Here is a 21,718-nt window from a genome sequence, read left to right on the forward strand (position 1 = left end):
AGACTGCTGAGTCATGGAGTTGCGGCACCTGGAGTACTTCGTGGCGGTGGCCGAAGAGCGCCACTTCACCCGGGCGGCGGAGCGGATGCGCGTCGCCCAGTCCGGATTATCCGCCTCCATCCGCGCGCTGGAGCGCGACCTGAACGCCGAGCTCTTCGTCCGCAGCACCCGGCGGGTGGAGCTGACCGACGCGGGTCGGGCGCTGCTGGTGGAGGCGCATCGCACGTTGGCCAGCGCCACGGCGGCCCGGGACGCGGTCGCCGCCGTACGCGGGCTGCTGCGCGGCAGCCTCACCGTCGGCTCCGAGCAGTGCCTGGGCGTCATCGACCTGCCGCCGCTGCTGTCCTCGTTCCGCCGGGCCCACCCCGGCGTGGAGATCCGGCTGCGCTACGCCGGCTCCGGGCAGGTCACCGAGCAGATCCGGCAGGGCCGACTGAACGTGGGCTTCGTGGCGCTGCCCGGCCCACCGCCGGACGGCGTACGCCTGCTGCCGCTGGCGACCGAGAAGATGGTCCTGCTCTGCCACCCCGGCCACCGGCTGGCCGAGCGGGACAGCGTCGACGTGGCGGCGCTCCTCGGCGAGGACTTCGTCGACTTCAGCAACGACTGGGGCGCCCGCCGGGTCAACGACCAGACCTTCGCCCGCGCGGACGCCGAGCGTCGGGTCTCGGTCGAGGTCAACGACGTGCACACCCTGCTCGACTTCGTCCACCAGGGGCTGGGGGTGGCGCTGGTGCCGGCCCCGGTGACCCGCAAGCCGCAGGCCAAGGGGCTGCACGTGGCCGCGCTCGCGGCGGCGGACGGCCCGAGCTGGCAGGTCTCGGTGGCCGTGGCAGCCGCCACGCCACCCGGCCCGGCCGCCGACGAGCTGCTCCGGATGGTCCTGCCGGGTCGTGTCGCGCCGGCCGGGGCCGCCTCGTAGTCGAACCGCGTGGGTAGCCTGGCGGGCGACGGCGCGGAGGGGGCGCGGATGAGTCGTGCGGTGGAGGAGTCCAACCGGGCGATGCTGCGTGCCCGGGACGCGATGGACCGGGCCTACGCCGAACCGCTGGACATCCCCGCGCTGGCCCGCATCGCGCACGTCTCCGAGGCGCACTTCATCCGGACCTTCCGGGCCACGTTCGGCGAGACGCCGCACCGCTACCTGCAACGCCGCCGGGTCGAGCGGGCGATGTACCTGCTGGTGGAGACCGGCCGGGACGTCACCGACATCTGCTTCGCCGTGGGCTTCGGCAGCCTCGGCACCTTCAGCCGGACCTTCCGGCAGATCGTCGGCGAGTCGCCGACCGACTACCGCAGGCGCAAGCTCCCGGTCGACGTGCCGTCCTGCTTCACCAAGGCCTGGACCAGACCCAGCAGTTTTGGATAAGCAGCAGGTCAGGGCCGACCTCTAGCGTCATAGCCATGACGATGAACGCGGTCACCCGCTCCCAGATCTACGTCCTCGACCAGGACGAGGCGCTCGACTTCTACGTCGGCAAGCTCGGCCTCGAGGTGAACACCGACACCGACCTCGGCTTCATGCGTTGGCTGACGGTCAACGTTCCCGGCGACCGGAGCCGGGAGATCCTGCTGGAGAAGCCCGGGCCGCCGGCGCTGGACCCGGCCACCGCCGAGCAGGTCCGCGAGCTGCTCACCAAGGGCGCGATGGGCGGCTGGCTCAGCATCACCACCGACGACGCCCGCAAGACCTACGAGACGCTGGTCGCCAAGGGCGTCGAGATCACCGATGAGCCGACGGAGCGGCCGTACGGGATCGACTTCGGGATCCGGGACCCGTTCGGCAACAAGATCCGCATCGGCCAGATGCACCCGCAGGGCTGAGGGGCGGACCGGTGACCGAGGCGATCCCACTCCACCACGCCGGGCCGGCGCAGGCCGTCGGCCGGGACCGGCTCCTGCTGGCCGGGGGCGTGCTTGCGGGCCCGATCTTCATCGGCTCCGCGCTCGTGCAGGGCGTCACCCGGAACGGCTTCGACTTCCGCCGGCACCCGGTGAGCGTGCTGAGCACCGGCGACCTGGGCTGGATCCAGATCGCCACCTTCCTGGCCACCGGTCTGCTCACCATCGCCGCCGGCTGGGCGCTGCGTCGGGCCGAGCCGGGCGGGTCGGCCTGGCTGCCCCGGTTGCTCGCTCTCTACGGCGCCGGGATGGTGGCGGCCGGGGTGTTCAGCGCAGACCCGGCGGACGGCTTCCCCGCCGGCACGCCGCGCGGGGCCGGGCAGATCAGCTGGCACGGCGGGCTGCACTTCCTCGCCGCGGCGGTCGCCTTCGGCGCGCTGATCGTGGCCACCGTGCTGGTCGCCCGCCGGGCGGCCCGCGCCGGTGACCGGGGCCGGGCGGGGCTGAGCCTGGGCGCCGGAGGTTACTTCGCGGTGGCCTGGCTCGTCATGATCGTCCGGCCCGGGCCGGTGACGATGATCGGTTTCGGGCTGGCCGCGGTTGTCGGCTGGGCCTGGGTGACGGCGGTCCTCGCCAGCGCGGCGCGGGGCCGGACCAGCTAGAACGGCGGGACTGCGGACCGGCGGGACGGACGCGGATCGGGAGGCGCGGCTACGATCGCGCCTCCCGATCGTGCGTGAGGTGACGAGATGGCGACCCGACTGCTCTGGCTGGCCCGGCACGGCGAGCAGGGCCGGCCGGCGGGGACGCCGCCGGGGATCGACCCGCCGGAGGTGGGGCTCTCCGAGCGGGGACGCCGGCAGGCGACGCTGCTCGGCGAGCGGCTGCGCGGGGTGCCGTTCGACGCCGTCCACCACGGCCCGCTGCGCCGGACCGCGGAGACCGCCGCGTTGGTCGCCGCGCAGCTGCCCGGCATTCCGGTGTACGCCACCGAGCTGGCCGGCGACCACCTGCCGGACGAGACCGATCCGGCCGGCCTGCCGCCGGCGTACGCCCGGCTGCTGGCCGGGTTCGACGCGGCCGAGCGGGCCGAGGGGCCGCGACTGACGGCGGCGGCCGTGCGCCGGTTCGCGACGCCGCCGGAGGAGGGCGACCGGCAGGAGCTGGTCGTCACGCACACGTTCCTCATCGCGTGGCTCGTCCGGCATGCGCTGGACGCGCCACGGTCGCGTTGGCTGGGCCTGAACCACCACAACGCCGGCCTGACCGTCATCCGCTACCGCACTGACACGCCGCCCACGTTGATCGCGTTCAACGACGTCGCGCACCTCCCCGCCGAGCTGCGCGGCACCGGCCTTCCCACGGAGTACCGCAGCTGAGCCGACGCCGCCCAGCGTCGGATCGGCGTGTTCGGCGGGGGCTGGGTCAGGCGGTGACGCGGAGCAGGAGCTCCACCAGGGAGCGGGTGGCGGGAGGTGGGGCGGCGTCGGTGGGGCAGTCGACGTAGCCGGTCTCGACGGCGCCGACGGTCAACCGGTAGCTGAACGCGTCCGCGCAACCGCTCGGCGCGGCCGGCCGGCGGGCCTCGGCGGCGAGCCGCGGGTCGGCGGCGAGCCCGTGCAGCCCGCCCAGATCCGCCGGGCCGAGCCGCCCGGTACGCCGGGACCCGGCGCGGTCGACCGCCGTCCACCGACCGTCCGGTTCGACGGTGATGCTGTCCCCGCGACCGGCGATCCCGCCCGACCGGAACAGCACCACCCGGGTGGCGGCGCCGGAGCCGCTCGGCGCGGGCTGGGTCGGGTCGAGGGTGGGCGCCGTCGGGGCGGTGCCGGCCGTGGGTGGCGCGGTGGCCGTCCCACCAGGAGTGTTGCCGCCGGTGGCCGGCGCCGATGGAACGGAGCGTGGGCCGGTGGTCGTGCATCCGACCAGGGCAATGATCAGCATGATCTTGACACCGGCCAGCGGGGCTGATCTCATGCGGCTCTGACGCGTCAGCCCTCCACGCGGTTCCCGCAACCTGCCCGCTCGGTCGGACGGGCGCTGTCGATGTCGATGTCGCGGTACGGCGCGGGTTCTCCGCCGCCGATCCGCCGCTTCCGCTCCATACCTTCCCCCACCAGGAGGGCACGTGAAGAGATCCATCGCGGCCGTGAGCGCCGCGCTGCTCGCCAGTGGCGCGCTGACCTGCCTCGCCACCGCGGCGAACGCGGCTGCGCCGACCGCCCCCGCACCAGGCCCGACCGGCGCGGCGGCCATCCTGCGGGCCGACCCGGGCGCGGTGAAGGGCACCGCCGCCGAGTCCTACCAGATGCACAGCTCCAAGGTGGACGCCAGCGGCGCCGCGCACACCCGCTACACCCGCAGCTATCGGGGGCTGCGGGTGTACGGCGGTGACTTCGTCATCCACACCACGCCGAGCGGCGGCTACGCCGGCTCCTCGGTAGGCCTCTCCGCGCCGCTGACCCTCGGCACGACGGCGAGGGTCTCCGCGGTCAGCGCCACGAAGGCCGCCCGGGCGCGGTTCTCCGGCAAGATCACGTCGACCCGCGCTCCGGAACTCTTTGTCGACGCTAGCTCCGGCACCGGCCGGCTGGCCTGGGAGACCGTCCTCTCCGGCTGGCTGCCGGACGGGCAGACCCCGTCCCGGCTGCACGTGATCACCGACGCCACGACCGGCGCGGTGCTCGGGTCGTACGACGAGATCGAGACGGTCGCCGGCACCGGCAACAGCCTGCACTCGGGCTCGGTGAGCATCGACACGACGTCCGCCGGCAGCACCTACCTGATGATCGACGCGGCGCGCGGCAACGGCTCCACCTGCGACATGAACAACACCACGTCGACCTGCACCACGGTCAGCGACGCCGACAACACCTGGGGCACCGGCGCGCACGGCAGCACCGGCGCCGCCCGGCAGACCGCCGCGGTGGACGCACACTACGGCGCCGCCAAGACGTTCGACTACTACAAGAACACGCACGGCCGTAACGGCATCTTCGGCAACGGCGCCGGTGTGCCGAGCCGGGTGCACTACGGCAGGAACTTCGACAACGCCTTCTGGGACGGCTCCCGGATGACGTACGGCGACAACATCGGCGACAACCGGCCGCTGATCTCGCTCGACGTCGCGGCGCACGAGATGAGCCACGGGGTCACCGACAACGTCGTCCCCGGCGGGCTGACCTACGACGGTGAGTCCGGCGGCATCAACGAGGCGACCAGCGACATCTTCGGCAACATGGTGGAGTTCTACGCCAACGCCCCGGCCGACCCGGGCGACTACCAGGTCGGCGAGAAGGTCGACATCAACGGTGACGGCACCCCGCTGCGCTACATGTACAACCCGGGGCTGGACGGCGCGTCCGACACCTGCTGGTCGACCAACACCAAGAACAAGGACGTGCACTTCTCGTCCGGCGTGGCCAACCACTTCTACTTCAACCTCGCCGAGGGCACCGGCGCGACGCCGTACGGCACCTCGCCGGTCTGCGGCTCCGCCCCGGCGATGGCCGGCATCGGCCGGGCCAAGGCGGAGAAGATCTGGTTCCGCGCCCTGGACGTGTACTTCACCTCCAACACCTCGTACGTCAACACCAGCAACCCGGCCAACACGGCGCGGGCGTACACCCTGCAGGCGACCACCGACCTGTACGGCAAGTGCTCGGTCGAGTACAAGGCCGTCCGGGCGGCGTGGACCGCGGTGAACGTGGCCGGCAACGACCCGGCCTGCGTGACCGGGAACGACTTCTCGCTCTCCCTCAACGAGACCTCCGGTGAGGTCTTCCCGGGTAGCACGAAGACGATCGCCGTCAGCACCGCCCTCACCGCCGGCGCCTCGCACACCGTGTCGTTCTCCACGCTCGGCATGCCGGCCGGCTGGCGGGCCACGTTCAACCCCGGCTCGGTCCAGACCGGCAACCTGACCACCCTCAGCATCGCCACCGCGGCCACCACCCCGCCCGGCGTCTACCCGGTCACCATCACCGGCAGCGGCGCGGTGAGCCACTCGGCGGTCTACACGCTGACCATCAAGGACACCGGGCGACCGTGCCCCGCGATACCGCAGGTGCTCGCCAACCCCGGCTTCGAGTCGGGCATCCCGCCGTGGACCGGCACCTCGGGCGTCGTCGGGTCGTTCAGCGCCCAGCCGGCCCGCTCCGGCACCCGCAACGCCTGGCTGGGCGGGTACGGCAGCACCCACACCGACACGCTCGCCCAGTCGGTGGCCCTGCCGGCCGGCTGCGTGTCGTACACCGTCGGCTTCTGGCTGCGCATCGACTCGGCCGAGACCACCACCGACCGGGCGTACGACACGCTGAAGGTGCAGGTGGTCAGCGCGAGCGGGGCGGTGCTGGGCACCCTGGCGACCTACTCGAACCTGGACAAGACCACCGGCTACAGCCAGCGGGTCTTCGAGTTGCCGTCGTCGTACGCCGGCCAGACCGTCACCCTCAAGTTCACCAGTGTCGAGGACTCCTCCCTGAAGACGTCCTTCGTGCTCGACGACACCTGGATCGCCACCTCCTGAGCTGACCAGCGTCGGGCCGGGCCCGGCGGCCACCCTCACGGGTGGTCGTCGGGCCCGCGTCGTTAGGGTCACCGCAGTCGGACGAGGGAGGGTGACGGTGGCGGACGCGGAGATCGTCGTCGAGGTGACCGGGCCGGTGGCGACGGTGGTGATCCACCACCCGGCGCGGCGCAACGCGATGACCCCGGCGATGTGGCGGCAGCTTCCGCCGCTCCTCGACGAGCTGGAGGCCGACGAGGCCGTCCGTGCCCTGGTGCTCACCGGCGCGGGCGACACCTTCTGCGCCGGCGCCGACCTGGGCGATCTCGACGAGCTGCTGGCGGCCGGGGACGGCAGCATCGCGGTGGCCGCCGAGGAGCGGCTCGCCGGCTTCGCCAAGCCGACCATCGCGGCCATCCGCGGCGCCTGCGTCGGCGGCGGCTGCCAGCTCGCCGCCGCCTGCGACCTGCGGATCGCCGCCGACGACGCCCGGTTCGGCGTACCGCCGGCCCGGCTCGGGCTGGTCTACCCGGCGCCGACCACCCGCCGGCTGGCCCGGCTGGTCGGCCCCTCGGCCGCGAAGTACCTGCTCTTCACCGCCGAGCTGATCGACGCCCAGCGGGCGCTACGGATCGGCCTGGTCGACGAGGTGCTGCCCGAGGAGCGACTCGCCGCCCGGGTGCAGGAGATCACCGCGAGCATCGCCCAGCGCTCGCCGCTCAGTCTGGCCGCCGCGAAGGAGATCGTCGACGACCGCGCCGCGCCGTCCCGGATCGCCTGGTGGCACCGGAAGGCGCTGGAGAGCGGCGAGGCCCGGGAGGGCATTTCCGCCGTCCGCGACCGCCGCACCCCCGCCTTCGCCTGGGCACCCCCGCCCGCCGACGACTGACAGGGGCCGGCGGGTGCCGCGCCAGGGCGTACCCCGACGCGGCCCCCCGTTCCCGCCGGCCGGTCCGTTCACCGCCCGGCGAGCGACGTCCAGCTCGGGACCACCGGTTCCCGGCGCAGCGGCATCCCCGCCTCGGCCGGCGTACGGTCGCCCTTGCGCTGGTTGCACGCGTAGCAGGCGGCGGTGGTGTTGCGCCAGGTGTTCCGGCCGCCGCGCGAGCGGGGCAGGATGTGGTCGATGGTGCTGGCCGGTGAGTCGCAGTACGCGCAGCAGCGACGGTCGCGCCGTAACACCCCGGCGCGGGACCAGGCCGGGCCGGCGCTGAACCGCCAGCGGGTCGCCACGTAGCGGACCAGCCGGACCACCCGGGGGACCGGGAAGACCCCGATTACCTGGTCCGGCTCGGCCTCGTGGATCTCGGCCACCCGGCGGCAGAGCATCCGGATGGCGTGCTGGACGGTGACCCGGTGCAGCGGGCCGAGGTCGGCGTTGACAACGAGGACGGCGTCCACCGGGATCTCCCTCCATTGGCGGTGACGGACGTAGGGCCGGACAGCGAAGAGCCGCCCGGTCCGTTGGGGACGGGGCGGCTCGACGCGGGTCGGGCGCGCGTCAGTCGGGCCGGTCGTTCCCGGGGCCTTCGGCTCGGCAACCGTCGCTGGGCAGCCACGACGGCACGGTGGTGACGTGCGACATCGACATGTACGGCTCCCGGTGCGGTGGTTGACCTTGCGCGATCACGGTAGGTCCGCCCGACCCGGGCGGGCAACGGATTTCGATCGAGCCGCGCCCGCCGGGACGGTCCGGGGTCAGTCCCGCTTCGCGAGCAGACCGCGGGGCCGGACCGAGTGGACCGGCTCGGCCGCGCCGCCCTCGGCGCGCAGGATGTGGTTCGCCGCGATGATCCCGGTCGCCGCCGAGCGCTCCATCAACGCGCTGGGGAAGTCCGTGGCGATCCCGTCGCCGGCCAGATAGAGCCCGTCGGCGTCGGTGCGTACCCCGGGCCGCCAGGCGTGACTGCCGGGTGGAAAGGCCGGTGCCTGCGCCGCCACCCGGGCGCTCAGCTCACGGACGGGTAGCCCGGCCACCTCCGGCCAGAGTGTGGTCAGCTCGGCGCGCATCCGTTCGGCCAGCTCCGCGGCGGGCACGCCCGGCTCGCAGGCGTACGCGTGCAGCTCCAGCACGCTTCCGCCGGTGCGCTGGGCCCAGTGGCGGGGCTCCCGCTCCAGCCGGTGGTAGAGCGTCACCGAGTCCAGCGTCGGCTGCCGGGACACACCGCTGAAGACCGCCCGGTCGGGGCGTACGTCCCCGTCCAGCCAGTAGCGCGCCACCGCGTACGGCGGGCCGGGGGTGCCGAAGGCGGGCATCCGCGCCACCAGCCGCGGCGCGTGTTCCGCCAGCTCGGCGGAGGCCCCGACCAGCGCGGCGAGCGCGGGTGGGTCGACGGCGAGCACGACGTGCCGGGCGTCGTACGCCGTGCCGTCGCCGGTGACCACCCGCCAGCCGTCGCCGGCCCGGAGCACCGCGGTGGCGGCCGCCCCGGTCACCACCCGTCCGCCGTGCCGCTCGATGTGCCGGGTCAGCGGTGCCCAGATCGCCGTCGCGTAGTCCGCGTCCGGCGCGTCGAAGGCCAGCCCTTCACCGTTGCCGAGCAGGTAGAAGTGGAACTGCGCGACCATCTCGGCGGCCGACATCTCCGCCTCGTGGTTGAAGAACGAGTGCGAGAAGACCTCGAAGAGCATCGCCCGGGCCCGGTCCGGCAGCCGCAGCGAGTCGAGCAGTTCGTCGGCGGTGGTCTCGTCCAGCTCGGCGTAGGTGCGCACCGGGTGGTAGCTGAGCAGCGGCAGCGCGGCGTTGCGGTCCATCCCGCGCAGGTCGCGCAGGCGCAGGCTGGGGCTGCGGGCCAGCAGCGCGAGCAGGTTCAGCGGTGGCGCGGCGGGCAGGTCGCCGAACTCCTCGGTCGGCCACCGGGCGGAGAGGATCGGGTAGCCCGGGACCGGCCGGAGGAAGCCGAGGCCGGGGTCGATCCGGCGGAGCACCGACCGCCAGTTGTAGTACTGCCGGAAGAAGGCGTGGAAGCCGTGCTCCACCTGCTGGACGCCGTCGGCGAGCGCCTCCGGCCAGGCGCCGAGCCGGCCGCCGAGGGTCGCCGCGGCCTCCAGCACGGTGACCCGGACCCCGCGCTCGGCCAGCACCACCGCCGCCGACATGCCGGCGATCCCGCCGCCCACCACCACCGCCGCGGCCGGGTGCGGCACCCTCGGGGCGCCACCGCCGCCGGGGTCCACCCGGCGCGGGCGTACGCCGAGCAGCGGACCGACCACTCGCGACAGTGCCATTGCGACCTCCCGCCCGGGCGAAGCCTTCAGTCTGCCCCGACCGGCCGGGCCGGCGCGCGACCGCGCCGCGCGTCACGGCGGGGACGCGAGGCAGCGGCGCTCGCGATCCGAGGCCGGCCAGACGTACTCGAGGTCGGTCGGCACGTCGCCGAAGAGCGGCCGATAGTGCTCGGGGTCCTTGCGGACCAGCGACGAACGGTGGCTCAGGTGCAGGTCCTCCCGGCCCAGCCAGGGCGGCAGCTCACCGGCGGCGGCCAGCTCGTCCTGGGTGCGGATGACGTCGATGCCGCAGGCGTTGGCCAGGTCGAGGCTCATCGTGCCGGCGCAGGTGTCGGCCCGCCCGGGCTCGCACCAGACCGCGCACATGTCCAGCCCGTACCGGGTCAGCGCCTCCTCGTACCCGGCCCACATCTTCACCGCGGGGTGGTTGCGCCAGCCGTACGTCGGCCAGGTCAACCCGCGCAGCACCTGGATCGTCTCCACCCGCTGCTTGCCCAGCCGCTTCTGATCCAGCGTCCGAGCGCTGGCCAGGAAGCCCGGGTACGGGAGGAAGGTCTGCATACCGCTGTTCTACCCGGCGGCCCGCCCGACATGCCCGGCATGACAGGAACCGGACGGGGTCGCCCAGCGTGGTCGTGCTGACTACGATCCGGGCATGGGGGAGCCGTGGCGGGATCGGGCGCGCCGAGCGGTCGAGTGGAACTGGCGGCTTCGCCCCGCCGGTGACCCCCGGCCGCACTACGTCGTCTGTGGGCGGGACGCGCTCGCCTACTACGTGGCCAAGGCGCTGCTCGACACCGATCTGCCCGCCGGCGGCGCCCGGGTGACCGTGGTGGTGCCGGAGCGTTACCGCTCCAACGGGCCGGACGTGGCCACGCTGCGCGGCGTCCGGGTGGTCCGCTCCGACCGGCTCGACGTGGCCACCTTCGAAACCGCCGGGCTGGCCGGCGCGGCGGGGGTGGCCTTGCTGCACCAGGACGACGTGGGCAACCTGCATGCGGCGCTCTGCGCTCAGGCGGTCGACGGCCGGGTCCGCCAGGTGCTGCGGATGTTCAACGGCACCCTCGCCGACGGCGTCCGGACGCTGCTCGAGGCCCGGGTCGAGGTGCTCTCCGACGCCGAGATGGCCGCGCCGGCGTTCGTCGCGGCGGCGCTCGGCGAGGTCGACCCGACGCACTTCCAGCATCGGGACCGCACGCTGCGGGTGGCCCGGCGCGCCGACGTGCGGGAGCAGGACGTGGCCTGCGGGCTGGCCGACCTGAGCGACCCGCAGCGGCCGCTGCTGCTCCCGGCCGACCAGACGGTCGCCGACCTGGTGCTCGCCGAGGCGACCGGGCAGCCGCCGGGCACCGAGGTGGCGGCCCGCCGGCTGGTCCGGGCGCGGCGGCGGCCGGTGGCGGTGGTGCTCCGGGCTGCCCGGGGCTTCGCCACCCGCAAGATCGGCATCGCGGTGATGGCGCTGCTCGCGGTGATCGCCGTGCTGGGCGCGTTGATCTCCCGGGCCGAGGGCGTCTCCCCGGCCGAGGCGCTCTATCTCACCCTGGTCACCACGCTCAGCGGCGCCGACCCCGACACGACAAAGCCCGCCGACGCGCAGATCATGCAGGTGGTGCTCAACCTGGCCGGGCTGGCGCTGATCCCGCTGATCACCGCGGTCGTGGTCGACGGGATCGTCAACGCCCGGCTGGCCCTGCACACCGGGCGGCTGCAACCGGCCCGCTCCGGCCACGTGGTGGTGGTCGGGCTCGGCAACGTGGGCACCCGGGTGATGGCCCAGCTGCGCGAGTACGACGTCGAGGTCGTCGCGATCGACAAGGATCCGGAACCGCGCGGTGCCACCCTGGCCCGGCAGCTGGGGGTGCCTCTGGTCGTCGGTGACGCCGCCCTGCCCGAGACCCTGGAGGCCGCCTCGGTGGCCGACTGCCAGGCGCTGGTGGTGGTCTCCACCGACGACGTGACCAACCTGGAGTCGGCGCTCGCCGGCCGCGATCTCCGCCGCGACCTGCGGGTGGTGCTGCGCCTCTTCGACGGTGACTTCGCCGAGCGGGTCGAGCAGGCGTTCGGCCTCGGCGTCTCCCGGTCGGTGTCATACCTGGCCGCGCCCGCCTTCACCGGCGCGCTGACCGAGCGGGCGGTGATCGCCACCATCCCGATCGGGCGGCACGCGCTGCCGGTCGCCGAGGTGCCGGTGGCCGCCGGGTCCGCGCTGGACGGCCGGCCGCTCAGCGTGGTCACCCGGGACGGTCAGGTGCGGCTGATCGCCCGCACCCCGGCCGGTGGTGCCAAGACGATCTGGTGGAAGGAGCTCGACCCCCGGCAGGTGATCTTCGCGGGTGACCGGCTGACCGTGGTCGCCCGCCGGGCCGGGTTGGACTGGCTCACCCGCCAGGCGGCGCCGCCCGCCCTCGGCGTGCGGGGCGTGGTGCCGCCCACCCTGGCGGGGACCCCGCCGCCCCGCTCGGCGGCAGTCTCGCCCTCAGCCCCGCCGGCGCCGGGCGGCGTACCCCGCGGCGCCGACGGCGAGCACGCCGAAGCCCGCGAGGACGCTGCTCAGCGGCAGGTTGACCGCGAGCAGCAGGCAACCGACCAGCCCGAGCCCGGCGAGCGCCTGAACCGGTAGCTTCCGGGCCGGGTCGCGGCCGAGGGTCAGCGCCGCCGCGTTGGTGATCGCGTAGTAGACCAGCACGGTGCAGCTGGAGAAGCCGATCGCGGCCCTTACGTCGCCGAGCGCCACCACCAGCACCACCACCGCGGCGACCGCCAACTCGGCCCGGTGCGGCACCCGGTGCCGCGGGTGCACGGCGGCCAGCCCACCGGGCAGGTCGCGGCGGCGGGCCATCGCCAGCAGGGTGCGCCCCACCCCGGCGAGCAGAGAGAGCAGCACGCCGGTGACCGCGACCGTGGCCCCGGCCCGGACCACCCACGCCAGGTCGGGCAGCCCGGCGGCGGTCACCACATCGGCCAGCGGCGCGGCGGAGCCGGCCAGCCGATCGGCGCCGAGCACCCCCAGCGCCACCACGGCGAGGACCAGGTAGATCGCCAGCACCACGCCGAGCGCCAGCGGCACCGCGCGCGGGATCGTCCGCTCCGGGTCGCGAACCTCCTCGCCCAGGGTGGCGATGCGGGCGTAGCCGGCGAAGGCGAAGAAGAGCAGGCCGGCGGCGGTGAGCACGCCGCGTCCGGAGCCGCCGGGGTCGGTCAGCCGGTCCAGGACGACCGGGCCGCCGACCACGCCGGTCACCGCCACCAGGACCAGCACCGCCAGCACCAGCCCGACCAGCAGCTTCGTCACGAGGGCGGTCCTGCCGATGCCCCGCAGGTTCACCGCGGTCACCGCGAGCACCGCGCCGACCGCCACCAGCCGGGCCTGCTCCGGCCAGAGGTACGCCCCGATGGTCAGCGCCATCGCCGCGCAGCTCGCGGTCTTGCCGACCACGAAACCCCAGCCGGCCAGGAAGCCCGCGAACGGGCCGAGCCGCTCCCGGCCGTAGACGTAGGTCCCGCCGGACTCGGGGTAGCGGGCGGCCAGCCGAGCCGAGCTGGTGGCGTTGCAGAAGGCGATGAAGCCGGCGATCACCAGCGCGGGCAGCAGCCCGGCGCCGCCGGCCGCCGCCGCAGCCGGGGCGAAGACCACGAAGACGCCCGCACCGAGCATCGAGCCGAGCCCGATGAGCACCGCGTCGGGTACCCCGAGCCGGCGTTCGAGTTGGACCACGGCCGGCAGGCTAGGCGTCCGAGGTGAACAACGCGGTACGGCGGGACCCGGGCAGCCGGGCCGGCAGCGGTACGTCGTCCCACGGGATCCGGTGCAGCAGCCGGTCCAGGAGCAGGCCGAGCAGCAGGCCGGCCACCGAGTCGGTGAGCCAGTGCCAGCCCAGGTAGGTGGTGGTGCAGAGCACGATCAGCGGCGGCAGCACCCGTACCGCGATGATCACCCGGTGCGGGACCGGCCGGTCCATGCTGCGCAGCAGCGCGCCGACCAGCAGCGCCAGCACCCCGTACCAGACGATGGCGTTGGCCACGTGCCCGGACGGGTAGGACTGGGCGAAGCGGAACGGCACGTCCTGCTGGAAGAGCGGCAGGGTCTGCTCCGGCGCCAGGAACGGCTCCTTCACGCTGGCGCTCGGCGCCGGCCGGGCCGTCCAGACCTTCAACGGGCCGATGGTCAGGTAGGTGAACAGGAAGGCGACGACCGGCGGCAGCACCGGCCGGATCGAGCGGACCCGGACCGCCACCAGCACCCCGAGCCCGGCGGCGAGCAGGGTCAGCGGGGTGCCCTGGCCGAGCAGGTTCAACACCCGGGCCACCCAGTACGCCGCCGTCGGCCGGTGGGCCTGCGCCCAGTCGGCCACCGCCCGGTCGATTCCGAAGAGCTGGTCGGCGGCGAGCGCCACCGTCAGCCCGACCAGACCGGCGAGCAGCAGCGCGTCGAACCACCAACCGGCCGGACGGACCGGTCTGAGCTGGACCTTCCGCCGTACCGCTGTGGTCTCCCGCACGCGACCACGCTACCGGGCTGCTGTGGGCCCAGCCACGATGGGAAGCCTTCGCCGGGCGGACGCGGCATGCTTGTCCCCGTGCGGATCACGTCTGCCCTCGTGGACCCGGCGCTGCTCGACCTGCCCTGGTCGACACCGCTGGAAGAGTGGCCTGCCCAGCACCTGGTGGCGCTGCCGCAGGGCATCTCCCGGCACATCGTCCGGTTCGTCCGGCTCGGCGACTACGTGTACGCGTTCAAGGAGACCCGCGAGCGCATCGCCGAGCGCGAGTACGACCTGCTCCGGGCCCTGGAACGGATCGACTTCCCGTCGGTGGAGGCGGTGGCGGTGGTCGCCGACCGGCAGACGCCGGAGGGAGAGCCCCTTGAGTCGGTGCTGATCACCCGCCACCTGCAGTTCTCGCTGCCCTACCGGGCGCTCTTCTCGCACACCCTGCGACCGGAGACCATGGGCCGGCTGCTCGACGCGCTCGCCGCGCTGCTGGTCCGGATGCACCTGACCGGGTTCTTCTGGGGTGACTGCTCCCTGTCCAACACGCTCTTCCGCCGGGACGCGGGCGCGTTCGCGGCCTACCTGGTGGACGCGGAGACCGGCGCGCTGCGCCCCTCGCTCTCCAACGGCCAGCGCGGCGAGGACCTGGAGATCGCCCGGGTGAACATCTTCGGCGAGGCGCTGGACCTCCAGGCCGCCGGCCTGCTGCACGAGTCCATCGACCCGGAGGTGGTCTGCGAGGAGGTCGTGCAGCGTTACGAGCGGCTCTGGCACGAGATCACCTACGAGCAGCAGGTCGAGCGGGAGGCCCGGCACGACATCGAGGGCCGGATCCGCCGCCTCAACGAGCTGGGCTTCGACGTGGCCGAGGTGGCCATGTCGACCATCGACGACGGGCGCTACCTGGTCCGGCCCAAGGTGGTCGACGCCGGCTACCACACCCGGCGGCTGCTGCGGCTGACCGGCCTGGACGCCGAGGAGAACCAGGCCCGCAGGCTCCTCAACGACCTGGACGCCTACCGGGCGGAGAGTGATCTCGTCGACGAGCAGCAGGCAGCGCACCGCTGGCTGACCGAGGTCTTCGAGCCGGTGGTCCGGGCGGTGCCGGCGCACCTGCGCCGCAAGCTGGAGCCGCAGGAGATCTTCGCCCAGATCATCGAGCACAAGTGGCTGCTCTCCGAGCGCGCCGGCCGGGACGTCGGGATGCGTCACGCGGTGCAGTCCTACCTGGTCGACGTGCTGGCGCACCGCCCCGACGAGCAGGCCGTGCTCGGCGTCGAGGTGCCCACCGCCGGCTGAGCCCGGCCCGCCCGCCGCCGGTGCCGCCGGCCGCTGCGGGCGCTACCGCGGGTCACTCCTGCCAGGAGCCGCCGCGCAGCACCCGGACCACGTTCAGCTCCTCGTCCAGCACTACCAGGTCGGCACGAAGGCCGACCTGGAGAGCGCCGACCCGGTCGCCGAGCCCGATTGCCCGGGCGGGGGTGGTGGCGACCATCCGGGCGGCGTCGGCCATCGGGATCCCGGCGGCGAGCGCGTGCCGCAGCGCCGCGTCCATGGTGAGGGTGCTGCCGGCGATCGCACCGTCGCTCGCCAACCGGGCCACCCCGTCGGCCACGGTCACCGCCTGCCCGCCCAGCTCGTACTCGCCGTCGGCCATCCCCGCCGCGGCCATCGCGTCGGTGATCAGGGCGGCCCGCTCGGGGCCGACCACCGAGGTGGCGAAGGTGAGCGTCCCGTCGTGCAGGTGCACCCCGTCGGCGACCAGCTCGCAGACCACGTTCGGCGCGTCCAGCAGGGCCACCACCGGGCCCGGCTCGCGGTGGTGCACCGGGCGCATCCCGTTGAACAGGTGGGTGCCGACGCTGGCGCCGGCCGCGAGCGCGGCGCGGGTCTCGTCGTACGTGGCGTCGGTGTGACCGACGGCGGCGACCACCCGGTGCGCGGTGAGCAGCTTGATCGCGTTCAGGGCGCCGTCCCGCTCGGGGGCGAGGGTCACCATCCGGATCGTGTCGCCGCCCAGCTCGATCAGCTCGGTCAGCTCGTCGGTGGACGGGTCACGGAGGAACTCCGGGTTCTGCGCGCCGCACCGGGCCGCCGAGAGGTACGGCCCCTCGAAGTGGACGCCGGCCAGCACCCCCTCCTGCACCAGCGGACGGTACGCGACGGTGGCCGAGCGCATCAGCTCGTACGGCGAGCTGACCAGGCTGGCCAGCAGGGTCGTGGTGCCGTGGGCCAGGTGGAAGGCGGCGGCCGAGCGGGCCTGCCCGGCGTCGCCGGTGGTGAAGGTGTGCCCGCCACCGCCGTGGGTGTGCATGTCCACGAAGCCGGGCAGGATCCAGTGCCCGTCCCGCACCGCCGGGTACTCGGCCACCGCCGTGATCCGGTCGCCGTCCCACTCGACGCAGCCCTGACGGATGACGCCGTTCGGGGTCACCACCTTGCCGCTGACCCGCACGGTCATCGCTTCTCCACGGTTCTCGGGACGCCCAGGGCGTCGAGGGCGAGCAGGGCGGCGCCGAGGCAGCCTGCCTCGTCGCCCAGGGCCGCCGCGACCAGCCGCGGCTCCCGGTGAAAGGTCATCCGCTCGTGCAGTGCCGCGCGGAGCGGGTCGAGCAGTCGCGAACCGGCCTGCGCCAGCCCGCCGCCGAGCACGATCGTGGCCACGTCGAAGAGCGCCTGCCCGGTCGCGAGCCCGTCGGCGAGCGCCGCCACGGTCTCCTGCCAGATCCGCACCGCCGCCGGCTCGCCGGCGGCGGCCCGCTCGGCCACCTCGGCCGCGTCGGTCGGGACCCCGGTCAGCTCGGCGTAGCGGCGGCCGACCGCGGCGGCCGAGGCGATCGCCTCCAGGCAGCCGGGTCGCCCGCAGCCGCAGCGCGGGCCGTCCGGGCGCACCAGGATGTGGCCGATCTCGCCGGCGGCGCCGTGCGCGCCGACGCTGGCCGAGCCGTCGACCACGTGCGCGGCCGCGATGCCGGTGCCGATCGCGACGAAGAGCACGTGCCCGGCGCCCCGGCCGGCGCCGAGCCGAGCCTCGGCAAGACCGCCCACCCGCACGTCGTGGCCGAGCGCCGTGGGCAGGCCGAGCCGGGCCACCGCGAGGTCCCGCAGCGGTACGTCCCGGAAGCCGATGTTGGCCGACCAGACGGCGACGCCGCGCCCCTCGTCGACCACGCCGGGCACGGCGACGCCGAGCGCGACCGGGGTGCGACCGTCGGCGCGGGCCTTGCCGGCCAACCCTTCGGCGATCTCCAGGATGGTGTCGACCACCGCCGCGGGCCCGCGGTCGGCGCCTGTCGGGTGTCGTTCGGTGTGCACGGTGCGGCCGTCCGGACGGACCAGGGCGCACTTCATGCCGGTACCGCCGACGTCCAGCGCGACGACGACGTCGCCGTCGCCGTCACTCATGCCGGCACTCAGCTGCGCTCCGTGCCGCCATGAGGCACCGTCGTGCTGAGTCGATGGTTCGCTCACTGACGCTCACTCACGCGAGCACCACGGAGCGGGTCAGGTGTCGGGGCGCGTCCGGGTCGAGGCCCCGGCTGGTGGCGAGGGCGACCGCGAACCGCTGGGCCAGGATCAGGTCGGCCATCGGGTCCACCGGATTCCGCCCGGCCGCCCAACTGCCGAGCACGGTGCGGCAGCCGTGGGTGCGGCTGTGTACGAAGGCGGCGCCGGTGGCGGCGACGTCCTCCGGCAGCCCGTCGGGCAGCGCGCCGAACGCCCAGACCAGCCGGCCCGGTGCGGCGATCGAGATCGGGCCGTGCCGGTAGTCCATCGCCGGGTACGCCTCGGCCCAGAAGGTGGCGGCCTCCCGGCACTTCAGCGCGGCCTCCTGGGCCAGTCCGATCGTCCAACCGCGACCGAGGAAGGTGACCTGCTCGATCAGGCCCGGGTCGATCGGCAGCGGGGCGCGGACCGCGACCTCGGCGTCGGCGGCCAGCGCGCCGACGTTCTCGCCCAGGTGGGCGCGGAGCAGGGCCAGCGCGGTGGTGGCGAAGCGGGTCTGCACCACCGAGCGTTCGTCGGCGAAGGGCATGGTCACCGCGGCGTCGGCGAGCTGCACCGCGGGCGAACCCGGGTCGCCGGCGAGCACGGTGGTCGGCAGCTGGCCACGCAGCGCCTCGATCAGCTCCACCACCTCGGTGGTGGTGCCGGAGCGGCTGATCGCGATCAGCCGGTCGTAGCGCCGCCCGGCGGGGAACTCGGAGGCCTGGAAGGCGTCGGTCTCACCCTGCCCGGCCTGCTCCCGCAGCGCCGCGTACGCCATCGCCATGAACCACGACGTGCCGCAGCCGACGACGGCGACCCGCTCGCCGGGGGCGGGTAGGCCGGGGTGCCCGCCGGTGGCGAGCTTCGCGGCCTCCCGCCAGCAGTCGGGCTGACTCGCGATCTCCGCGTCGACGTACGCCATCACAACTCCTCGCACGAGGCGGCCGTGCGCAATACGGCTCGTTATACCCGTCTTTCGCGCGTCATTCTGCGCGAACGGGGGTGGTCGTGGCAACCGGCTGCCCGTTCGCGCAGACCGGTGTTTTGCGCCCTCCTAGTTTCGCGCACTACTGTGCACGCAATCAATCACCGATCGTGCAGTCGCTGGGAGGGCCCCCACGGTGGACCGCTACGCCAGATGGAATGCCCTGCTCGAGATGCTGACCGACAGTGGTCGGGTCAGCGTCGAGGAGGCCGCCGAGCGGCTGGACGTCTCCCAGGCGACCATCCGGCGCGACTTCGACCAGCTGGCCCAGCAGCAGATGATCACCCGTACCCGGGGTGGCGCGGTGGCCAACGGCGTCTCCTACGACCTGCCACTGCGCTACAAGACCGCCAAGCACTCGGCGGAGAAGCAGCGCATCGGCGCGGCTGCCGCCGCGCTGGTGTCGCCGGGCACGGTGGTCGGCCTGAACGGCGGCACCACCAGCACCGAGGTGGCCCGGGCGCTGGCCGTCCGGCCGGATCTGAACACCAACGCCGAGGGCGCCCAGCTGACCGTGGTGACCAACGCGCTGAACATCGCCAACGAGCTGCTGGTCCGGTCCCGGATGAAGGTGGTGGTGGCCGGCGGGGTGGTCCGGCCGAAGTCCTTCGAGCTGGTCGGCCCGCTCGGCGGCGCGCTGCTGCGTGAGGTCACCCTGGACATCGCCCTGCTCGGCGTGGACGCGATCGACCCGCAGCTCGGCGCGGCCGCGCACCACGAGGGTGAGGCGGCGATGAACAACCTCATGGTGGCTCGGGCGAAGCGCGTAGTGATCATCGCCGACTCGTCCAAGCTGGGCGGTCACGCGTTCGCCCGGATCTGCCCGGTGGACCGGGTGGAGATCCTGGTGACCGACTCCGGCGCCGACCCCGACGTGGTCGAGGGGTTCCGCGCGGCCGGTGTGCACGTCGTCTGCGCCTGAGTCGCCCCACCGCACCTCGCTCCCGCTCCCCGGGCCGGCCCGGCCGGTCGCGCAGCGTGATCGGATGACCCCCGATCGGGTTTTTCGGCGCGTCATTGCATACCCGGTATTGCATGGCCGTGCATACCGCGTATGGTGTCGCCTGTCATGCCAACCCATCGGGGGAGGTGCAGCTTGCCAGCTGTCCTGGAGATCGAAGGTCTACGTAAGACGTACAAGAGTCGTCGGCGCGGTACCCGCAACGCGTTGGACGGCTTCGACATGCGGGTCAACGCGGGGCAGGTGCACGGCTTCCTCGGCCCCAACGGGTCCGGCAAGACGACCACCCTGCGTACGCTGCTCGGCCTGATCCGGCCGAACGGCGGTCGGATGAGCATCCTCGGGCACGAGGTGCCCGCGGCGCTGCCGACCGTCGCCGGTCAGGTCGGCGCGATCGTGGAGAGCCCGCAGTTCTTCCCGCACTTCACCGCCCGGGACACGCTGTCCCTGCTGGCCTCCGCGGGCGAGGTGCCGGCCACCCGGGTCGACGAGGTGCTCGAGCTGGTCGGGCTGCGCGACCGCGCCGGCGAGCGGGTCAAGACCTACTCGCTCGGCATGAAGCAGCGGCTCGCCGTCGCCTCGGCCCTGCTCAAGAACCCGAAGCTGCTGATCCTCGACGAGCCGGCCAACGGTCTCGACCCCGGCGGCATCCGGGAGATGCGCACCCTGATGCGCAACCTCTCCGAGTCCGGGATGACCGTGGTGCTCTCCAGCCACATCCTCGGCGAGATCCAGCTCATCTGCGATTCGGTCACCATCATCTCGCTGGGCCGCCGGGTCGCCTTCGGCCCGGTCGACGAGGTGCTCGCCCAGCACTCGTCCGGCGCGGTGCGGGTACGCCTCGAAGCGGTGACCGACCTGCCCGCGGCCACCGAGGCGCTCACCCGGGCCGGGATCCGGGTCACCGGGCAGCCGGACCACCTGATGCTCGGCGGTGTCGACAAGCCGGCCACGGTCACCCGACTCCTCGCCGAGCAGGGCCTCTACGTCAGCGAGCTGGCACCGATCGCCGTCGACCTGGAGAGCGTCTTCCTCGAGCTGACCTCCACCGCGCCGGTCCCCGGCCAGCACCGGCAGGTCGACCAGTCCACGAAGGTCGGTGGGCCGGAGCAGTCCGGTGCCGCCGGAGGGGGGTGGGGCGCGTGAGCCTCTACCGTACGGAGCTGCGCCGGCTGGCCAAGCGGCGCTTCACCCGCTACATGACGCTGCTCGGCCTGCTGGTGCTGGCGGCGGTGGTGGTCGGGATGTTCTTCAGCAACCAGAAGATCGACGCCGCCGCGCACGCCCGCGCGGAGCGCCAGGCCGAGCAGCAGTACCAGGATCAGGTGCGCTACACCGAGCAGGAACGTGCGGCGTGCGAGCAGGCCGAGGCGGCCGGCACGAAGGACGGCAACCGGTTCCCGCCGCAGTGCGACATGATCACGGCCCCGCCCCGCGAGGCGTTCGAGGCCGAGTGGTTCCTGCCGTCGACGTTCGACTTCCGGAAGAGCTTCGGCGAGATGCTGATCCCGTTCGCGGCGATCCTGGGGCTGGTCGGCTTCGTCGTCGGCGCGTCCTTCATCGGCGCCGAGTGGAGCAGCGGCGGAATGATGAACCTGCTGCTCTGGCGGCCGAAGCGGCTCACCGTGCTGCTCAGCAAGCTGGCCGCGCTGCTCACCGGGGCATTCGCGCTGACGGTCTCGGCCGGGCTGCTCTGGTACGGCGGGTTCTGGCTGGTCGCCCTGTTCCGGGGCAGCACCGAGAAGGTGACCTCCGGTGTCTGGCAGTCGCTCGCCCTGACCGGGCTGCGCGGGCTGGTGCTGGTGCTCGCCGCCACCACCATCGGCTTCGCGCTGGCCTCGCTGGGCCGGCACACCGCGATGGCCCTCGGCGGCGTGGTGGCGCTGCTGGTGGTCGGCCAGTTCGGGCTCGGCATTCTGCTGAGCATGGCCCGGATTCCGTTCGTCGAGGCGTGGCTGCTGCCCACGTACGCGGCGGCCTGGATGCAGAAGAAGGTGACCCTGGAGAACTGGGAAGCCTGCAACGCCACCTTCACCGGTGAATGCAAGCCGGAGACCTTCGACATCACCTGGCAGCAGTCCTCGGTGATGCTGGTGGTCGGGGTCGCGGTGATCCTCGGCGGGGCCCTCTGGGCGATGCGCCGACGCGACATCTCCTGACCGGCGGGGCGCCGGCCGCGACGACAGATGCGGCCGGCGTCCGCCCTGGTTAGGCTG

Annotated in this window: 20 protein-coding genes and 1 pseudogene; 12 read left to right on the plus strand and 9 right to left on the minus strand. The window is 73.7% G+C overall.

What is annotated here, in order from left to right:
- Positions 1 to 13 precede the first annotated feature (13 nt).
- From AB0C04_RS18660 to AB0C04_RS18680, 5 genes are all read left to right on the plus strand, one after another.
- The gene (locus AB0C04_RS18660) at positions 14 to 922 is read left to right on the plus strand and encodes a LysR family transcriptional regulator (RefSeq protein ID WP_357055838.1); all 909 of its coding nucleotides are present in this window, start codon (positions 14 to 16) and stop codon (positions 920 to 922) included.
- 48 nt (positions 923 to 970) lie between these two features.
- A complete protein-coding gene (locus AB0C04_RS18665; protein WP_357055841.1) occupies positions 971 to 1,369 on the plus strand; it encodes an AraC family transcriptional regulator in 399 nt (132 codons plus the stop codon).
- A 35-nt stretch (positions 1,370 to 1,404) separates the two neighbouring features.
- Complete coding sequence (locus tag AB0C04_RS18670; RefSeq protein WP_350873468.1) at positions 1,405 to 1,824, plus strand: VOC family protein; 420 nt, start codon at positions 1,405 to 1,407, stop codon at positions 1,822 to 1,824.
- Positions 1,825 to 1,835: 11 nt separating this feature from the next.
- Entirely contained in the window at positions 1,836 to 2,504 is a 669-nt protein-coding gene (locus tag AB0C04_RS18675) for a DUF998 domain-containing protein (protein ID WP_357055845.1), read from the plus strand.
- 87 nt (positions 2,505 to 2,591) lie between these two features.
- Complete coding sequence (locus AB0C04_RS18680; protein ID WP_357055848.1) at positions 2,592 to 3,221, plus strand: histidine phosphatase family protein; 630 nt, start codon at positions 2,592 to 2,594, stop codon at positions 3,219 to 3,221.
- A gap of 46 nt (positions 3,222 to 3,267) precedes the next feature.
- On the opposite strand, the gene AB0C04_RS18685 is transcribed toward AB0C04_RS18680, so the two are convergent.
- Positions 3,268 to 3,786, minus strand: coding sequence for a hypothetical protein (locus tag AB0C04_RS18685; RefSeq protein ID WP_357055851.1), 519 nt, complete (start codon positions 3,784 to 3,786; stop codon positions 3,268 to 3,270).
- A gap of 184 nt (positions 3,787 to 3,970) precedes the next feature.
- Between AB0C04_RS18685 and AB0C04_RS18690 the strand changes: the two genes are divergently transcribed.
- Both AB0C04_RS18690 and AB0C04_RS18695 read left to right on the plus strand, forming a co-directional pair.
- Positions 3,971 to 6,370: a M4 family metallopeptidase gene (locus AB0C04_RS18690; protein WP_357055854.1), complete on the plus strand. Its 2,400-nt coding sequence runs from the start codon at positions 3,971 to 3,973 to the stop codon at positions 6,368 to 6,370.
- Between the two features lie 91 nt (positions 6,371 to 6,461).
- Positions 6,462 to 7,238: an enoyl-CoA hydratase/isomerase family protein gene (locus AB0C04_RS18695; RefSeq protein WP_357055857.1), complete on the plus strand. Its 777-nt coding sequence runs from the start codon at positions 6,462 to 6,464 to the stop codon at positions 7,236 to 7,238.
- Between the two features lie 68 nt (positions 7,239 to 7,306).
- On the opposite strand, the gene AB0C04_RS18700 is transcribed toward AB0C04_RS18695, so the two are convergent.
- From AB0C04_RS18700 to AB0C04_RS18710, 3 genes are all read right to left on the minus strand, one after another.
- Positions 7,307 to 7,750, minus strand: coding sequence for an HNH endonuclease (locus AB0C04_RS18700; protein WP_357055860.1), 444 nt, complete (start codon positions 7,748 to 7,750; stop codon positions 7,307 to 7,309).
- A gap of 297 nt (positions 7,751 to 8,047) precedes the next feature.
- Complete coding sequence (locus AB0C04_RS18705) at positions 8,048 to 9,577, minus strand: FAD-dependent oxidoreductase (protein WP_357055863.1); 1,530 nt, start codon at positions 9,575 to 9,577, stop codon at positions 8,048 to 8,050.
- 72 nt (positions 9,578 to 9,649) lie between these two features.
- On the minus strand, positions 9,650 to 10,138 hold the full coding sequence (locus tag AB0C04_RS18710) for an MSMEG_6728 family protein (RefSeq protein WP_357055866.1): 489 nt from the start codon (positions 10,136 to 10,138) through the stop codon (positions 9,650 to 9,652).
- A gap of 94 nt (positions 10,139 to 10,232) precedes the next feature.
- On the opposite strand from AB0C04_RS18710, the pseudogene AB0C04_RS18715 reads away from it, so the two are divergent.
- Positions 10,233 to 11,975, plus strand: a pseudogene (locus AB0C04_RS18715) (NAD-binding protein); the annotation flags it as partial.
- A 78-nt stretch (positions 11,976 to 12,053) separates the two neighbouring features.
- Here AB0C04_RS18715 and AB0C04_RS18720 read toward each other — a convergent pair.
- The gene (locus AB0C04_RS18720; RefSeq protein WP_357055869.1) at positions 12,054 to 13,292 is read right to left on the minus strand and encodes an APC family permease; all 1,239 of its coding nucleotides are present in this window, start codon (positions 13,290 to 13,292) and stop codon (positions 12,054 to 12,056) included.
- A gap of 10 nt (positions 13,293 to 13,302) precedes the next feature.
- Positions 13,303 to 14,076 carry a phosphatase PAP2 family protein gene (locus AB0C04_RS18725; RefSeq protein ID WP_357055872.1) on the minus strand — a complete coding sequence of 258 codons (774 nt, stop codon included), beginning with the start codon at positions 14,074 to 14,076 and terminating at the stop codon, positions 13,303 to 13,305.
- Positions 14,077 to 14,142: 66 nt separating this feature from the next.
- Here AB0C04_RS18725 and AB0C04_RS18730 point away from each other — a divergent pair, with 66 nt between their 5' ends.
- Positions 14,143 to 15,366 carry a DUF4032 domain-containing protein gene (locus AB0C04_RS18730; protein ID WP_357055875.1) on the plus strand — a complete coding sequence of 408 codons (1,224 nt, stop codon included), beginning with the start codon at positions 14,143 to 14,145 and terminating at the stop codon, positions 15,364 to 15,366.
- 52 nt (positions 15,367 to 15,418) lie between these two features.
- Here AB0C04_RS18730 and nagA read toward each other — a convergent pair whose 3' ends face one another.
- From nagA to AB0C04_RS18745, 3 genes are all read right to left on the minus strand, one after another.
- On the minus strand, positions 15,419 to 16,528 hold the full coding sequence (gene nagA / locus AB0C04_RS18735; RefSeq protein WP_357055878.1) for an N-acetylglucosamine-6-phosphate deacetylase: 1,110 nt from the start codon (positions 16,526 to 16,528) through the stop codon (positions 15,419 to 15,421).
- The gene (locus AB0C04_RS18740; RefSeq protein ID WP_357055881.1) at positions 16,525 to 17,472 is read right to left on the minus strand and encodes an ROK family protein; all 948 of its coding nucleotides are present in this window, start codon (positions 17,470 to 17,472) and stop codon (positions 16,525 to 16,527) included. Before AB0C04_RS18740 ends, nagA begins: the two co-directional genes overlap by 4 nt.
- Before the next feature lie 76 nt (positions 17,473 to 17,548).
- A complete protein-coding gene (locus tag AB0C04_RS18745; RefSeq protein ID WP_357055884.1) occupies positions 17,549 to 18,478 on the minus strand; it encodes an SIS domain-containing protein in 930 nt (309 codons plus the stop codon).
- Between the two features lie 199 nt (positions 18,479 to 18,677).
- Between AB0C04_RS18745 and AB0C04_RS18750 the strand changes: the two genes are divergently transcribed.
- From AB0C04_RS18750 to AB0C04_RS18760, 3 genes are all read left to right on the plus strand, one after another.
- A complete protein-coding gene (locus AB0C04_RS18750; protein WP_357055887.1) occupies positions 18,678 to 19,463 on the plus strand; it encodes a DeoR/GlpR family DNA-binding transcription regulator in 786 nt (261 codons plus the stop codon).
- Between the two features lie 174 nt (positions 19,464 to 19,637).
- A complete protein-coding gene (locus AB0C04_RS18755) occupies positions 19,638 to 20,648 on the plus strand; it encodes an ATP-binding cassette domain-containing protein (RefSeq protein WP_357055890.1) in 1,011 nt (336 codons plus the stop codon).
- On the plus strand, positions 20,645 to 21,661 hold the full coding sequence (locus AB0C04_RS18760) for an ABC transporter permease subunit (RefSeq protein ID WP_357055893.1): 1,017 nt from the start codon (positions 20,645 to 20,647) through the stop codon (positions 21,659 to 21,661). Before AB0C04_RS18755 ends, AB0C04_RS18760 begins: the two co-directional genes overlap by 4 nt.
- Positions 21,662 to 21,718 lie beyond the last annotated feature (57 nt).

Source organism: Micromonospora sp. NPDC048909, from assembly GCF_040649635.1.
GTDB lineage: Bacteria > Actinomycetota > Actinomycetes > Mycobacteriales > Micromonosporaceae > Micromonospora.